Source organism: Bradyrhizobium algeriense (genome assembly GCF_036924595.1).
Taxonomy (GTDB): domain Bacteria; phylum Pseudomonadota; class Alphaproteobacteria; order Rhizobiales; family Xanthobacteraceae; genus Bradyrhizobium; species Bradyrhizobium algeriense.
On record NZ_JAZHRV010000001.1, the window covers coordinates 4,239,454 to 4,253,904 of the forward strand.

Genomic DNA, 14,451 nt, shown 5'->3' on the forward strand with positions numbered 1-14,451 from the left:
ACGAAGTCGCCGCTAGCCGATGCCATGCTTCTTAAGAAGCGCCTGCTCATCGCCTGACACCCAGCCGAAAACTTTCGCCTCGTCATCCAGCTTCTGCACGAGGTAGTGAACCTCGAAGTCTATAGCCGTGTCCGGTTGATCCTCGCGAGCATAGGTCGCCGTCCAGGCGACATGGGCCAAACAATGGTGTTGATCTATCGGGGAGATGCGGACATCGCGTATCCGCATCTCCTTGGTCCCTATTGCCCGATAGCGGGCATATCCTTGCTCCATGACCTGCTTGAGTTGATCGTCGTTTTTCCCGGTCATGACACCGGCCGGCGAGGCCGCGATGAAATCCGAGGCATACAGCGATGCGACCTTATCCATATCCACGTCATCGCCGAGGGACCTGTTAAAAAAACTTTCGTATCGCTCGAATAGCTTCCTTACGGCAGCCTCCATCAGTCGCTCTCCCCGATTGAAATCTGGTGGTCTCGGATCAGTATGCTGCACCGGATGCATCAGCCAGCGGTTCTATGCGCTCTAACCGGTCACGTTACCCCAAAACTTAATGGGTCCTGACCCTGGAGCCCGTTCCGATTCCATCGGAACGGAAGGACTCTAGGCGTTTGCAATACCGGCTACACGCAACCCTTCGACGAACCGATTGATGAAGCCCACATCATTGCAGAAGAAGAACTCCTGTCGCGCCGTTTCAACGTTGTAGCTTGACTTGCGTTGCAGCAGTTCCGCGGCCGCCGTTGCCGCCTGCGCCCGATCCCCGAGAAGTCCGAGCGACGCCGCAAGTGTCGCAAACGCCTGATAGGTGGCATTGGACTGCCGTGTCGCCCGCCTCGCGAATTCGACCGCTATGTCATACTCGCCAAGGGAGAAGTGCGCCCAGGAGCGGACATGGTGGAAAGCAGAAATATGGCTGTCGCGCGGGCTGAGCATGATCGCGCGATCGAGCAGCGTTTCCGCTTCAATCTCTCGCCCATACCAGAGTAAATTGAACCCTTGGGCGAAATAGGCCTGCGCAAAGCTTGGATTGAGCTCCAGCGATACGTCGAGCGCTGCCAGCGCCTCGTCGTTCTGATGGGTAAGGCACAAAGCGCGTCCGAGCGCGCAGTGGCAGAAACAATCGAGCTCGTCGAGCGCTACCGCATGGCGCCCCTGGCGCAACGCGGTTTCCAGCCGCGCCGCGCGATCTTTCGGTTCGTCAATGAAGGCGCGTTGCACATTGACGTAGCTGAGCGCGCCATGGCCGCGCGCGAAATTCGGATCGGCCGCAATCGCCCGCTGAAAATAACTTTCGGCCGTGTCAAATCCCGGCGTGGTGAAGCGCCAAAAATTCCATAGACCACGTTGATAACAATCCCAGGCGTCCAGGCTTTCCGGCGCCTTGCGGGCGGCGAGCTGCTGCTCGACCTTCGACAGCTCGGGCTCGATCGTTGCGGCGATCTGGCGAGCCATCTCCTCCTGGATATCGAAGATATATTCCAGCTGCAGGTCGTATTTATCGGCCCACAATTGCTTTCCATCCGCTGCGCGGACGAGTTCCGCCGTTATCCGCACGGCATCGCGGTTCTTGCGAACACTGCCGACCATCACATACCTGACGCCCAGCAACTCACCGATTTCGCGGGCATCCACCACGCGTCCCTGGAACGCAATGGTCGAGTGTCGCGAGATGACCGAAAGCCACCGGTTACGGGCGAGAAGGCGAATAATGTCCTCGGTCAACCCGTAGCTGAAGTAGTCGTTCTCGGGGTCATCCGACATGTTTCCAAACGGTATCACCGCAATGGACGATCGCGTGACGGCCTCCGCCTTCACGGATTCCGAGACAACATCATCGAGGCGGGACACTTCGGAAGAAACCGAGACGCGGCCCGGAATGCTGCCCGGCGCGTCGGGAACAAGTCGCGCCGCCTCTGCATCCGTTTTCGGCGCGTCGATGGCCTGAACATCGCCGACGAAGCGGAAGCCACGCTTGTGCAGCGTCCGAATGAGGGCCTGGTCGTTTCCGTTGTCGCCAAGCGCACGCCGGGCGCCATTGATGCGGCTGGAGAGCGCCGCCTCGGAGATGATCCGGCCGTTCCAGATCGTCTCGATCAGCTCATCCTTGCTGACAATCCGGTCGTGGTTGCGCACCAGATGAACGATGAGATCGAATACCTGCGGCTCAATATGTACGGCTTCCCCAAGCCGGCGCAGCTCGTGCTGGCTGAGGTCGATCTCGAACTCGGCAAATCGGTATTTTAATACCACTTCTGCTGATCCGGTACGAGGCTCCGCCCCTATCGGGCGGTTCAAGCTACAAACTAAGTAAAAACAGTCGCTTCCGGAGGAAAAACAAAGGTCTTCTCAAGGAATCCGCCAAGCTGGAACAGGCATCTCAATCTACAGACGGGTCCATCATCGTACAATCGTAGGAGATGGCCATGACCGGCCTGTTGCTCAATCCCACCAAGGCGGATGTTTCGCAAGGCTTGTTGCCGCACGAGGCCGCCATGCAGCCCAGCGCGAGGATCCGCCCAAGCCCCGTCGCCAGCCCTCTCATCCCGCCCGCGCGCCTCAAGCGCCTTCTCAACGGCTGGATGGCCGCCGCCATCGCCTACCGCGAACGGCAGGCTGCTTTGCTCACGTTGCACCAGGCTGGCAATCGCGGCCTGCACAACAAGCGCATCTACCGCGGCCCGCTCGATGACGCCCTCGAAAGAGCCGCGCGGCTGCGCAAGCGGAGACGCCTCAAGCAGTCCTGAGCAAGACAATTGCCCCAAGACAATTTCAAGACAATTCCCGACGTCAATATTCCAAACCAAGGAGATTTAAGATGTCGATTACGATGCACACCGGCCCGAATGCAGCGCCTACGGCCGTCAGCTCCCTTGCCATGAGATTGCTCACCCTCTGCTACGGCGGCCTCGCCTATCTGATTTTCTTCGGCACGTTTCTCTACGCGGTCGGCTTCGTCTCGGGATATGTCGTCCCCAAGACCGTCGATAAGACCGTCGATACCGGATCGACGTCCTCGCTGACGACGGCCTTGCTGATCAATCTGGTGGTGATGTCGATCTTCGCCGTGCAGCACAGCGGCATGGCACGGCAGGGCTTCAAGAGACTGTTCACGCGCTTCGCCTCGCCCGCGATCGAACGCTCGACCTATGTGCTGCTGGCAAGCCTGACGCTGATATTGCTGTACTGGCAGTGGCGGCCGATGCCAGCGGTGGTCTGGAACATCGAAAATCCCGCACTCGCCGGCCTCGCGACCACGGGCGGATTCCTGGGCTGGCTCATCGTGCTCTACAGCACCTTCCTGATCAGCCATTTCGAGCTGTTCGGATTGACCCAGGTGGTGACGCATTTTGCCGGGCGCGTGGCTGAGCCCATGAAGTTCAAGACGCCGGGCCTGTATCGCCTGATCCGGCACCCGATCTATCTCGGCTTCATCATTGCCTTCTGGTCGACGCCGACGATGACGCTCGGCCATCTGCTGTTCGCCGCGGTGACGACGGCCTACATCTTCGTCGGCATCTATCTCGAAGAGCGCGACCTGGTGGCGTTGTTCGGCAGCGAATACCGGCGCTATCGCGAAAAGGTGGCGATGCTGGTGCCCGGCATTTTCTGAAAACAACGATTAGGCATGCAAGACGCGCTCGTCAGGACGAACCGGACGGGCGCGCTCCATTGCCGAACAGCACCCCAAGGCGGCATAGCGGACATGGCCGATTTTGGCAAATGTCACCTTTCGATCTCCAACACTCATTTCTGATTTGTGGCAGCCTTCGCTTTCTGCACCCGCATCAGGAAATTGCGGACGACGGCGGCTGAATCGCTGCGGCGCGAAACAATATTGATTGGCGCCGTCGGCCGTACAGGGCCCGTTAGCTGACGGAAGACGATCCCCTCCATGTCCATTCGGCTGACAGAGAAGGGCACGACGCATATGCCAAACCCTGCGGCCACCAAATTCAGCGCTGACGTAATCCGGGGAGCCTCCTGTCCAAGCGTGGGAGAAAAGCCGGCCTGCCGGCACGCGGCGTTTGTTGCCTCGAAGAACGCTGGGCCTGTCTGGCGAGCGAAGATGATGAAGCTTTCCCGCTCCAGATCTCGCAATGCTATGGCTTTTGTGACGCGGGCGAGCCTGTGTCCGGCGGGCAGCGCGATGACCATCGGCTCAGTCAGCAAACGTCTGACGGAAAGCCAAATCTTCCTCGTACTTATCCGCCCGCAAGAAGGCCACATCGATGCTTTCGTCCCGCAGGCCCTTGATCAGATCAGCTGGCAATCGTTCCTCCAGGGTTAGCTTGACCTGCGGAAACTCGTCACGGAAGGAGCGGATCGACAGCGGCACGATGGGATGAAACGCACTTGTTGGTGTGGCGCCAACGCAGAGACGCCCGGTTTGGCCCCGCGCAGCTCGCCGTACCGCCTCGAAGACGCCCTCGTGCTGGCTGAGCAGCGACCGCGCAATTTCCAGGAAAACCCGTCCCTCTCGAGTCAACTCAACACCACGCGCACGCCTCAGGAAGAGGCGTGCACCAAGTTTGTCCTCGATGAAGCCGATACGTTGACTGAGCGGCGGCTGCTGCATGCCGAGCTTCTCGGCAGCCCGTGTGATGTGACCTTCCTCGGCTACGGCCACGAAGTAGCGGAAGTGTCTGATTTCCAGTGTCATATCACTACCGATATGGTTTTTGACGATTATATATCATACCTCATTTCGATCGGCGGCAGTATGTTTCTTCCAGTAGCGAAAGCCTGTTCTTCGCAATCTGCGTCGCAGCCCTCCTGGGGCTAGTTGGGGGAGTGATCCATGACCGCGCCAAGCAAGTTCACTCACGTCGTCCTGAACACCCACCGTTTCGAAGAGATGATCGACTGGTACGCAAGGGTTTTCGAGGCGCGGGTGCAGCACCGCGACAACCGATTGGCGTTCCTGACCTATGACGACGAGCACCACCGCTTCGCTTTCGTCAACCTCGGTCCTAAAGAGGACGCGGACGAACGGCCTGCGACGGCAACCGGCCTCAATCACCTCGGTTACACCTGGCGCAACGTCAACGAACTGATGGACACCTACGCAAGGTTGAAAAACCATGGCATCGTGCCGTCGCGCCCGGTCCGTCATGGGCCGACGTTATCATTCTATTACCGTGATCCAGACCACAATGGGCTGGAGTTCCAGGTGGACCTCTTGGAGGCAGAGGAAGCCAGCAGATTCATGCGCGGTCCTGCCTTCGCCGCCAATCCAATCGGCGAGCCTTTCGATCCGGATGCTCTGGCGAAGCGACTCGCACAGGGCAAGCCGATTAACGACCTCATCTTTCGCTCGGACCAAGTCGAAAGCAAAGCTACGTCGAGTGTCCACGATCCATAAGAACTGGTCACCGCTCCGGCACATCAACCGTTTCTTGCGGGCGTGGCTTAGCGTCCGATATCCGCGCGAAATCTCGGATGCAGAATTGAGGTCCGCCTGCCGCGGACACCCCACCCTCTCCCCGCAAGAGCGGGGCGAGGGGGAAGCGAGCGACTTCGCGCCAACCTACGTTCATCGTGCTGCAGGAATCTCCTACATTCCCATAATCGCGATGTCCTTCACCGGGCCGCTGACACCGCTGATCTTTGCGGCCTCGGTCGCCTTTCCGGTGGCGAGATCGACGCTGTAGAGCGTGCCGTCCGCCATCAGCCAGGCTTCATTCTTGCCGGCGCCGTCGGACCAGATGTCGAACGCGACGCTATTCGCCTTGATCCCGAGTTTGCCGATCGCGCCGAGCACGCCGTCGTTCGGCGGCGCCTGCTTGATCAATCCACCGATGGTCGCATCGATGTTGAACAGGGCCGTCTCCTTGGCGCCCTTCACCGAATTGGTATAGGCGCCGGCAACGATGTTCGGCTTCTCGCCCTTGTGCATGTCGCCCTCGGCATATTTGTGGTCACCGTCCTTGGTCACCTTGCCGTCGTCGACATTCGCCCGCAGGTTCGCCCCGTCGGCGCCCATCACGCGCAGGCGGTCCGCCACCGGGTTGAAATCCACCGTCGCGGCCACGCCCTTGGCAAGCATGGTGTCGAGCTTCGACTTCAGCGTGGCCTTGCCGTCCGTCGCGATGGTCACGATGGTGCCATCATCGACCAGTCCATAGAGCATGCCGTCGGCCGGGCGCACGTCGATGCCGACCAGCGCACCGGAAATGCCGGTGACCTTGACGGACCCGGTCGCCTTCTTTTGCGCGGTATCGACCATCGCAATGGTGTCGCCGCCGATCAGGGCTGCGACCTGCGCGGCGTTGGCGGCTGCGGAGGACAGTAATAATGCGACTGAGGTGACGAAAATAGAACGATAATTCATCGGTGAGCTCCCTGTGTTGCCATGATCCTCTCGGGACCAACACAGCGGGTACCGGCGGCGCGGCAAAACGGATGCAGCACACCAAAAATAATTTTCGGAACATGCATCCAAATGCCGCATCTCAAGGTAGAACAGCTATGCAAAGGCATAGACATGACCGGAAATGGCACCATCACCGCGAGCCTGCAGGCTCCCGACCTGCTTGATCGGGAGCGCGAGGCGCAGCTTGCCGCGGCGCTCGCGCGTTGCGCGGCCGGCGACCGCACCGCATTGCGCGTGATCTACGACAGCGAGGCGCCGCGCATGGTCGGCATCGCGCGCCGCATCCTGTTTCGGCAGGACCTTGCGGAAGAGGCGGTGCACGACGCCTTTATCCGGATCTGGCGCGGCGCGGCCGGCTTCGATCCGCGCCGCGGCAGCGCGCGCGGCTGGCTCTATGCGGTGGTGCGCAACCGCGCCCTCAGCATTCATCGCGACGAGCATCGCTATGAGGCTTCAGATGAAAGCGTCCAGGATGTCGACTGCGAGGCCACCCTGTCGCGGATGCCGGAGACCAGCGCGCTGCGCCGGTGTCTCGAGCAGATCGACCGCCCCCGCCGCGACGTGGTGGTGCTGGCCTATGTTCACGGTATGAGCCACGGCGAATTGGCGGGTAGGCTCAAGGTTCCGCTCGGCACGGTCAAAAGCTGGGTACGGCGCAGCCTGTTTGCGTTGCAGGAGTGCATGGGATGAACCCGCACGACGCCGATAACGCCATGGCCGCCGATTACGTGATGGGCCTGCTGGACGGTGAGGAGCAAGCCGCCGCCGAACGGCGCATCGCAACCGACCAATCGTTTGCCCAGGCCGTCAGCGCGTGGCGGGAACGGCTTGCGGACCTCGATCTCACGGCCGAGGAAACCCCGCCGGGCGCGGCGCTTTGGCAGCGCATCGCGGATGCAACCAAAATCGCGCCGATCGACGCCCTGCCCTCCGCACGCACCGCGCTGCGTGGCGCCACGCTTTGGCACGACATCAGGTTCTGGCGCGGCCTCGGTATCGGCGGCACCCTCGCCGCGCTGCTGTTTGCGGTGATCATGGTCGGCGCGTTGACAACGTCGCGTCACCTTCGCAACGACCTGATTGCGCTGGCGCAGAGCAAGCCCGTCTACGTCGCCGTGCTGGTGAATGACGCGACCAAAGAGGCCGGAGCCATCGTCAACGCATTTTCGAACGGCCGCGTCGAGCTCATTCCGCTACGCCCGATCGAGGTTCCCGCCGGCCGCACGCTGCAGGTCTGGACGCTGTGGGATCGCGCCGTTGGCCCGAAATCGATCGGCCTCACCGGCCAGTCGCGCACGCTGCAGCTGAATCTGGAGTCGTTACCAGAGACGGTGCAAAATCAGCTGTTCGAGATCACGCTGGAACCTGAAGGCGGCTCACCCATCGGACGGCCGACCGGCCCAATCCTGTTCAAGGGCAATGCGGCACGGGCGCTGTAATGGTCGAGCCGTGCTGCTCGTACGTGACGGCCAGCCGGTTCAGTCTAGTTTAGCACCAACCCTTCTTCCAGTGACCGGGCGGGCAGCCACGGCCCCGCCAGCCGACCTTGCGGCCGCGGCTCCAACCAAACGGTCGATAGCCGTGTCCACGGCCCCAACCATGCCCGTGGCCGCGTCCGCCCTTTACCTCGATCATATCGGCGTTGACCTGGGCACCGTGCATCGATGGATGAGCCAAAGGCAGCGCTGTTGCGGGAGAAAGAAAGGCGATTGGCATTGTGAGCGCCATTGCCAAAAGTAGTTTACGCATGGACCATCCATTCCGGTTGAGTTGCGCAGGTGTCAGAACAGGAAAAAATGGCAATAGTTCCGCGCTTTTAAGACGGACTTCAAAAGCGCAACGAAATCTTCTTTCGAAAAGCTGAAAGCGCAACCAACAAGGCCATTCGACGCCACGTTGCAATGCATCGCCAGACGGCCTTCAAGCAACTTTTGCAAACGCTGGACGTTGACGCACGCACATGCCGGGTGACAAGCGGCCATAGCGGAGATGATGGACGCAGTGCTATTTTTCCGGTTTCTGCCCGCGATAACAACGCATCGGTACGCGCTGACATCTTGCCTGTTCCTGGCTTGTGCACCTTCTCGGTAGCCCTTCAGCTACCTCTATCGTTTTCAGGCTGGCGACGGCATCGGCCGTTTCCGTACTGGATACGCGCTCGCTAAGGGGCGAGTCCAAGCGCGCGACCGTCAACTTTTTCGCGCGGAAATCAAGATATTCGGGAACGAAACCGGCTGCCTCGCGTTAAAGATATGAGCGGGTAGTTCAGGAAAGGAGAAATCCACCCGAAATATCAGCTCAAAAGCCCCGTCAGCTTGTGATAGCTGGCGGGGTTTTAATTTGGGAGAGATTCGTGCCTTACGCGCTTTTCGATGGTGACCGACAGATCGGGTCGGGCTTTCCGACCGAAGCGGATGTCTGGAAGCAAGCTCTCGATTGCCGCCTGATTTCTGATGTTCCGGTGGCCGACGAGGCAGGTGGACAGGTTCTGCCTGCCCACTACCACGTGAAGGAAATCGGGGAAGAGGAAGAGGGTTGCTCGCCGGATCCAGCCGGGAAGCTTCCGGAGGAAATTTCCTGACGCCGTCACGCCATCGCTATGGAACCTGCTTGACGAAGGTCAGACCGCTGGCGGTCAGCCGCTCCTCACTGGTTTCCCCTTCGGCTACGAGCCCTTCAAGATATGTTTCGAGTGCCGGCAGCTTGCGGTCGAAATCGGCGCCGAGACCCAGGAGCTCGCACGTTTTCCTGATACGCTCAATCGGCTTGTCGAAGATGTTGATTTCGGTATGCATCCCAGCCTCCTGTTCCCGCAACAATCCCAAATCGGCCATAAGAGTTCCGATCGTCCGGGTCCGAAAAGAACCGGGACGCTTCAAGCGGAAGAACCGCCGCCCACCAATCCCAGGAACACCCGCCTCACGTCCGCCTGCGTCTCGCGCACGCGTGCTTCCAGCGTCGAGAAATCAGGCGTGTCGCCGGCGCGCGCCATCACGTGCAAGAGATTATCGCCGGAAGTTTCCGGATTGAATTTTCCGGTGACGCAAAGCCTGAGGATCTGCGTCAGGTCGTGATAGAGCCGCGCTGCCTGGCGCAATATCTCGACGTCGGATTGCGGCAGCGCGCCGAGGCGGGCTGCGTTGTCGAGCACCTGCAGCGTGGAGACGCTGAGGATTTCGGGTTTCTCCGAGGCGTGCACGAGCTGCAGATACTGCGCGATGAAATCGATATCGACGAGCCCGCCGGCGGCGAGCTTGAGGCCCCAGATGTCGTCCTCGCCCTTTTCGAGCGCAATCGCCCGGCGCATGTCGGCGACGTCGCCGGCGGTGGAGGCCGCGTCGCGCGGCCGCGTCAGCACGCTGCGGATGATATCCTCGATCTTTGCGCGAAACGCCGGTGACGCCGAAATCACCCGCGCCCGCGTCAACGCCATGTGCTCCCAGGTCCAGGCTTCGCGTTCCTGGTAGTCGGCAAAGGAATCGATCCGCGACGCCAGCGGTCCGGCGCGGCCCGAGGGACGCAGCCGCATGTCGACGTCATAGAGCACGCCGTAATTGGTTCGCGTGGTGAACGCCGAGATCAGCCGCTGGGTCAGCCGCGCGAAATACTGCGCACCGTGCAGCGATCGTTCGCCGTCGGAATCGGGATTATCCGAGTCGAAATCGTACAGCAGGATCAGGTCGAGGTCGGAGGATGCCGTCATCTCGCGGCTGCCGAGCCGGCCCATCGCGAGGATCGCGGTCTCCTGCCCCCTGATGCGGCCGTACTGGCTGGCGAACTGATCCCTGACCAGGCCGTGCACGGTGTGCACAATGCCCTCGGCGACGTCGGCAAAGGCGACGCTGGCCTGCTGGGCGGAAACCGTACCAGAGAGGATGCGCGTGCCGATCAGAAACAGGCTCTCCTGCCCGAACAACCGCAGGCGATCGAGAAAATCTTCGTAAGAATCCGCGTCCTTCAGCGTCACCGCCAGCCGCGCCGACAATTCTTTCTGGTCCGGCATCGCACCAAAAAAACGGGGATCGATCAGGCCGTCCATGATCTGCGGCTGGCGCGCCAGCATGTCGCCGAGCCGCGGCGCCGCACCGAGGATCAAGGCCACCAGCGCGACCAGCTCACGGTTCTCTCTCAACAGTGAAATCAGCCGGCCGCCGCGCTGCAAGGCGCCGAGAAAGCGATCGAACGCAGTCACGGCGTCGTCGGGGTCTTCGGCATGCGCCAGCCCGTCGATCAGGCCGGGCATGAATTCGATGAAGGCTGCCTTGGTCGCTTCATTGCGGAGCACGCGGTAATTGCCCTGCATCCAGAGCTGCAGGGTGCCAGCCACCGCGACCGGCTTCTTGAAGCCGAGCGTCGCCAGATGATCGAGCAGGCGTGCATCCTCGGGACCTGCGGCGTAGTTGAGCTGCGGCAGCTTCACCGTGCCGGTCGGATCGCCCTCGAACAGCTTGCCGTAATGGCCCTGCACGATGTTGAGATGCCCGAGCAGATCCTTGGCAAAGGCTGCCCTGCTCTCATAGCCGAAGAAATTCGCAAAGCGCTCGACGGCCTCGGCGTCTTCCGGCAGTGCATGGGTCTGCTCGTCCGCGATCATCTGCAGCCGGTGCTCGACCCGGCGCAGGAATTCATAAGCCGCCGTCAGTTCGTCAAAGGCCTGAAAGGTGATCCAGTTGCTGGTGGCCAACACCTGCAACGCGTGCAGCGTGGGGCGCACCCGCAATTGCGGGTGACGACCGCCGGCAATGAGCTGCTGCGTCTGCGCGAAAAACTCGATCTCGCGGATGCCGCCGCGGCCGACCTTGACGTTATGGCCTTCGACCGCGATCTCGCTCTGGCCGCGATAGGTCTGCATCTGCCGCTTCATGTCGTGGACGTCGGCGAGCGCGGCAAAATCCAGGTGCTTGCGCCAGACGAACGGCGCAAGTTCCGCGATCAGCGCCTCGCCTGCCCTGGCGTCGCCGGCGCAGACGCGCGCCTTGATCATCGCGGCGCGCTCCCAGGTCCGCCCTTCGCGCTCGTAATAATGCAGCGCCGCCTCGGTCGAAATCGCGACCTGCGTCGAGGCCGGATCGGGCCGCAGGCGCAGATCGACGCGGAACACGTAGCCGTCGCCGGAGCGCTGCTGCAGCAGGCGGGCCAGCGCCTGCGTCACGCGCACGAAGAACGGCGCCGGCTCGATGTCTGCTGCCAGCGACGTCGCGGCGGGATCGAAAAACACGATCAGGTCGATATCGCTGGAATAGTTCAGTTCGCCAGCGCCCATCTTGCCCATCGCGAGCACGATCAGGCCACTTCCCTCCTCCGGCCGGTCATGATTGAAGGCGGTCATGCGGCCGCGCGCGACTTCCTGGCGCAACAGAAAGCGCAAGCCCGCCTGCACGGAGGTTACCGCAAGATCGGTCAGCGCCGCCGTCACCCGCATCACCGGCCAGACCCCACCGATGTCGCACAAAGCGATCAGCAACGCGGCCTCCGATTTCATGCGGCGAAGCAGATGCATGACGTCGGCCTCGCTAGCGGCAGTGAGCACGTCGCGCGAGGTGCTCTCGATCAGTGCGGTGAGATGCGGTTCCGGGTCGCATGCCAGAAGGCGGATCAATCGCGCGGCATCGGCGCGGATCAGGTCGAACAGGTATGGCGAGAACTCGGCGATGCCGAGCAGGATGGCCCGGGCCGGCGGACGCTCCAGCCACGCGCCGATCTCAGCCGATTGCTGCGGCTCCAGCTCGGCGAGCCAGTCTCCCAGGCGTTGTTCGGCGTTGCTGCTGGCAGTGATGCACGGCCCGCTGACGAACCGCGCGGCCAAGGCGGAGGAATTCATGCCACCTTCTGTGGCACATCCGGCGTTTGAGCCGCAAGCCTGTCACCCGCGGCAGATAGCGCCGGGATGACCAGCGTCGCGGTCAGGCCGGGATGCGAATCGCCGAGCCTGAGTTCACCGCCGTGCAGGGTCGCCACCGCGGACGCCAAACTCAAGCCAAGCCCGGAACCCGGCAGCGTCCGGCTCGCCTCCAGCCGCACGAACCGCTCGACCGCGTGCTTGCGGTCCCCTTCGGGAATACCGGCCCCATGATCGGCGACACTGAGCAGCACATGGTCGCCCTCGCGCCGCGCCTCGATCAGGATCTCCCTGGTACGCGCAGCGGCGGCAGGGTCGAGCGGCTGCACCACCGGCGACGGCTTGCCGTATTTGATGGCGTTCTCGACCAGGTTGGCGAGTGCCTGGCTGATCAGCTCACGGTTGCCATGCAGCCGCGCAGTCGCGGCCTTGACGCGCAGGGTCATGCCGTCGTCCTCGGCCAGCGGTTCGTACAATTCGTGGATGCCCTTGGCGACGTCGGCCGCGTCGAAATCATCCATGTTGCCGCGCGCCTGCCCGGACTCGGCGCGGGCGATCATCAACAGCGCGTTGAAGGTGCGGATCAGGCCGTCGGATTCCTCGATGGTCCGCTCGAGTGCTGCACGGTATTCGGCCTCGCTGCCGGAGCTCGCCAGCGCCTCCTCGGCGCGGTTGCGCATGCGCGTCAGTGGTGTCTTCAGGTCGTGGGCGATGTTGTCGGAGACTTCCTTCAGTCCCATCATCAGTGCCTCGATACGCTCCAGCATGACGTTGAGGTTTTCCGCGAGGCGATCGAGCTCGTCGCCGGAGCGGCCGACCGGCAGGCGTCCGGAAAGGTCGCCGGCCATGATGCGTCTTGTGGTGCCGGTCATGGCGTCGATCCGCTGCAGCACCCGCCTCGCCACGAAGATGCCGCCGCCGATGCCCAGCACGATGACGACCAGCAGCGACCATTGCGCGGCTTTGGCGACGATGCCGAACAGCCGGCGGCGCTCTTCGAGGTCGCGGCCGACCAGCAGGCGGAAACCGTTGGTGAGTTCGGTGACGCGCACCAGCGCGCGATGATGCGCCGTGTCCTGTTCGTCGAGCCGGCGATAGCCAGTCTCCGACCAGCCGATCGAACCCATCACGCCCGGCGCCAGCGCGCCGACATTACCGCCGATCGCTTTCCCCTCAGGCGTGGTGACGAGATAAAGATTGGCCCCCGGCCGCAGCGCGCGGCTGCCGAGCGTGTAGGCGAGCCCGTGGAGGCCGCGGCGCGTGTAGATGTCGGTGATCTCGGCGGTCTCGACGTTCACCGTGGCGGTGATCTGCTCGTTGATCAGCCGTCGCGTATTCCAGGCGAAATAGCCGAGCAGCGACGCCGCGAACAGCGCGAACAAGAATAGATAGACCAGCGTCAGCCGGAACGCCGTGGTGCGGATCAGTTTACCGAAGGCCGTCACGGATCATGTATCCGGCGCCGCGGATCGTGTGCAGCAAGGGCCGCTCAAAGCCCTTGTCGATCTTGGAGCGCAGCCGCGAAATATGCACATCGATGACATTGGTCTGCGGATCGAAATGATAATCCCAGACGTTTTCCAGAAGCATGGTGCGGGTCACCACCTGGCCGGCATGCTTCATCAGATATTCGAGCAGACGAAACTCGCGCGGCTGCAGCGTCAACTCGTCCTTGCCGCGGGCAACGCGATGCGAGAGACGGTCGAGTTCGAGATCGCCGACGCGGTAGGTGGTCTCTTCGGCCGGGCCGACATTGCGGCGCGACAGCACTTCGACGCGCGCCTGCAACTCAGCGAACGAATAGGGCTTTGGCAGATAGTCGTCGCCGCCGGCGCGCAGGCCCTTGATGCGGTCGTCGACCTGGCCGAGCGCGGAGAGGATCAGGACCGGCGTGCGATTGCCCTTCTCGCGCAGCGCGCCGATCACGGACAGGCCGTCGCGCTTGGGCAGCATGCGATCCACCACGAGCACGTCGTAGTCGCCGCCATCGGCCATCGACAGCCCCTCCTCGCCATCGCTGGCGAGATCGGCGACGTGGCCGACTTCACGGAACGCCTTGACCAGATAGTCGGCGGACTCGCGGTCATCTTCGATGATCAGCAGGCGCATTTGCGGGGCAGTTGCGGTCACGGGAATGGGCTTTCTCTCACCATGGCGCGGCCGCCCTGCACATGCAAGGCGACCGGCCATACTCGCGATCAAGTGAAAAAAGCGGGCGGCGAAGCTGGGGGACCTC

Annotated in this window: 15 protein-coding genes and 1 pseudogene; 6 read left to right on the plus strand and 10 right to left on the minus strand. The window is 62.2% G+C overall.

What is annotated here, in order from left to right:
- Positions 1 to 12: 12 nt before the first annotated feature.
- The 3 genes and pseudogenes from V1286_RS20700 to V1286_RS38965 all read right to left on the minus strand — a co-directional run.
- Positions 13 to 444 carry a DUF6841 family protein gene (locus V1286_RS20700; RefSeq protein ID WP_334482154.1) on the minus strand — a complete coding sequence of 144 codons (432 nt, stop codon included), beginning with the start codon at positions 442 to 444 and terminating at the stop codon, positions 13 to 15.
- A gap of 159 nt (positions 445 to 603) precedes the next feature.
- Positions 604 to 1,635, minus strand: coding sequence for a tetratricopeptide repeat protein (locus V1286_RS20705; protein WP_334482156.1), 1,032 nt, complete (start codon positions 1,633 to 1,635; stop codon positions 604 to 606).
- A gap of 384 nt (positions 1,636 to 2,019) precedes the next feature.
- Positions 2,020 to 2,253: pseudogene (locus V1286_RS38965) on the minus strand (winged helix-turn-helix domain-containing protein); the annotation flags it as partial.
- A gap of 173 nt (positions 2,254 to 2,426) precedes the next feature.
- Between V1286_RS38965 and V1286_RS20715 the strand changes: the two are divergent.
- A complete protein-coding gene (locus V1286_RS20715; protein WP_334482159.1) occupies positions 2,427 to 2,747 on the plus strand; it encodes a hypothetical protein in 321 nt (106 codons plus the stop codon).
- 71 nt (positions 2,748 to 2,818) lie between these two features.
- Positions 2,819 to 3,613, plus strand: a complete 795-nt coding sequence (gene mddA / locus V1286_RS20720; RefSeq protein WP_417021168.1) for a methanethiol S-methyltransferase — start codon at positions 2,819 to 2,821, stop codon at positions 3,611 to 3,613.
- A 134-nt stretch (positions 3,614 to 3,747) separates the two neighbouring features.
- Here the strand turns inward: mddA and V1286_RS20725 are convergent, their stop codons facing one another.
- Complete coding sequence (locus tag V1286_RS20725; RefSeq protein ID WP_334482160.1) at positions 3,748 to 4,158, minus strand: LysR substrate-binding domain-containing protein; 411 nt, start codon at positions 4,156 to 4,158, stop codon at positions 3,748 to 3,750.
- A 4-nt stretch (positions 4,159 to 4,162) separates the two neighbouring features.
- On the minus strand, positions 4,163 to 4,663 hold the full coding sequence (locus tag V1286_RS20730; RefSeq protein ID WP_334482161.1) for a LysR family transcriptional regulator: 501 nt from the start codon (positions 4,661 to 4,663) through the stop codon (positions 4,163 to 4,165).
- Between the two features lie 138 nt (positions 4,664 to 4,801).
- Between V1286_RS20730 and V1286_RS20735 the strand changes: the two genes are divergently transcribed.
- The gene (locus V1286_RS20735; RefSeq protein ID WP_334482163.1) at positions 4,802 to 5,365 is read left to right on the plus strand and encodes a VOC family protein; all 564 of its coding nucleotides are present in this window, start codon (positions 4,802 to 4,804) and stop codon (positions 5,363 to 5,365) included.
- A gap of 192 nt (positions 5,366 to 5,557) precedes the next feature.
- Here V1286_RS20735 and V1286_RS20740 read toward each other — a convergent pair whose 3' ends face one another.
- Positions 5,558 to 6,334: a DUF4394 domain-containing protein gene (locus tag V1286_RS20740; RefSeq protein ID WP_334482165.1), complete on the minus strand. Its 777-nt coding sequence runs from the start codon at positions 6,332 to 6,334 to the stop codon at positions 5,558 to 5,560.
- A gap of 153 nt (positions 6,335 to 6,487) precedes the next feature.
- On the opposite strand from V1286_RS20740, the gene V1286_RS20745 reads away from it, so the two are divergent.
- The 3 genes from V1286_RS20745 (at position 6,488) to V1286_RS20755 (ending at position 8,957) form a co-directional block, all read left to right on the plus strand.
- Positions 6,488 to 7,066, plus strand: a complete 579-nt coding sequence (locus V1286_RS20745; RefSeq protein WP_108513038.1) for a sigma-70 family RNA polymerase sigma factor — start codon at positions 6,488 to 6,490, stop codon at positions 7,064 to 7,066.
- Entirely contained in the window at positions 7,063 to 7,815 is a 753-nt protein-coding gene (locus V1286_RS20750; RefSeq protein ID WP_334482166.1) for an anti-sigma factor, read from the plus strand. The genes V1286_RS20745 and V1286_RS20750 overlap by 4 nt, the downstream gene beginning before the upstream one ends.
- A gap of 914 nt (positions 7,816 to 8,729) precedes the next feature.
- Complete coding sequence (locus V1286_RS20755; RefSeq protein ID WP_334482167.1) at positions 8,730 to 8,957, plus strand: hypothetical protein; 228 nt, start codon at positions 8,730 to 8,732, stop codon at positions 8,955 to 8,957.
- 16 nt (positions 8,958 to 8,973) lie between these two features.
- Here V1286_RS20755 and V1286_RS20760 read toward each other — a convergent pair whose 3' ends face one another.
- The 4 genes from V1286_RS20760 to V1286_RS20775 form a co-directional block, all read right to left on the minus strand.
- Positions 8,974 to 9,171 (minus strand): hypothetical protein, encoded by a 198-nt coding sequence (locus V1286_RS20760; RefSeq protein WP_334482168.1) that lies wholly within the window; start codon positions 9,169 to 9,171, stop codon positions 8,974 to 8,976.
- 80 nt (positions 9,172 to 9,251) lie between these two features.
- On the minus strand, positions 9,252 to 12,197 hold the full coding sequence (locus V1286_RS20765) for a bifunctional [glutamine synthetase] adenylyltransferase/[glutamine synthetase]-adenylyl-L-tyrosine phosphorylase (protein WP_334482169.1): 2,946 nt from the start codon (positions 12,195 to 12,197) through the stop codon (positions 9,252 to 9,254).
- Positions 12,194 to 13,660, minus strand: a complete 1,467-nt coding sequence (locus tag V1286_RS20770) for a sensor histidine kinase (RefSeq protein ID WP_108513044.1) — start codon at positions 13,658 to 13,660, stop codon at positions 12,194 to 12,196. The genes V1286_RS20765 and V1286_RS20770 overlap by 4 nt, the downstream gene beginning before the upstream one ends.
- The gene (locus tag V1286_RS20775; protein ID WP_057848354.1) at positions 13,644 to 14,324 is read right to left on the minus strand and encodes a response regulator transcription factor; all 681 of its coding nucleotides are present in this window, start codon (positions 14,322 to 14,324) and stop codon (positions 13,644 to 13,646) included. The genes V1286_RS20770 and V1286_RS20775 overlap by 17 nt, the downstream gene beginning before the upstream one ends.
- Between the last annotated feature and the right edge of the window lie 127 nt (positions 14,325 to 14,451).

Coding starts and splice junctions, on each gene's coding strand:
- V1286_RS20715 (WP_334482159.1), top strand. CDS start 2,427: ATGACCGGCCTGTTGCTCAATCCCACCAAGGCGGATGTTTCGCAAGGC.
- V1286_RS20730 (WP_334482161.1), bottom strand. CDS start 4,663: ATGACACTGGAAATCAGACACTTCCGCTACTTCGTGGCCGTAGCCGAG.
- V1286_RS20735 (WP_334482163.1), top strand. CDS start 4,802: ATGACCGCGCCAAGCAAGTTCACTCACGTCGTCCTGAACACCCACCGT.
- V1286_RS20765 (WP_334482169.1), bottom strand. CDS start 12,197: ATGAATTCCTCCGCCTTGGCCGCGCGGTTCGTCAGCGGGCCGTGCATC.
- V1286_RS20750 (WP_334482166.1), top strand. CDS start 7,063: ATGAACCCGCACGACGCCGATAACGCCATGGCCGCCGATTACGTGATG.
- V1286_RS20725 (WP_334482160.1), bottom strand. CDS start 4,158: ATGGTCATCGCGCTGCCCGCCGGACACAGGCTCGCCCGCGTCACAAAA.
- V1286_RS20740 (WP_334482165.1), bottom strand. CDS start 6,334: ATGAATTATCGTTCTATTTTCGTCACCTCAGTCGCATTATTACTGTCC.
- V1286_RS20760 (WP_334482168.1), bottom strand. CDS start 9,171: ATGCATACCGAAATCAACATCTTCGACAAGCCGATTGAGCGTATCAGG.
- V1286_RS20700 (WP_334482154.1), bottom strand. CDS start 444: ATGGAGGCTGCCGTAAGGAAGCTATTCGAGCGATACGAAAGTTTTTTT.
- V1286_RS20745 (WP_108513038.1), top strand. CDS start 6,488: ATGACCGGAAATGGCACCATCACCGCGAGCCTGCAGGCTCCCGACCTG.
- mddA (WP_417021168.1), top strand. CDS start 2,819: ATGTCGATTACGATGCACACCGGCCCGAATGCAGCGCCTACGGCCGTC.
- V1286_RS20775 (WP_057848354.1), bottom strand. CDS start 14,324: ATGCGCCTGCTGATCATCGAAGATGACCGCGAGTCCGCCGACTATCTG.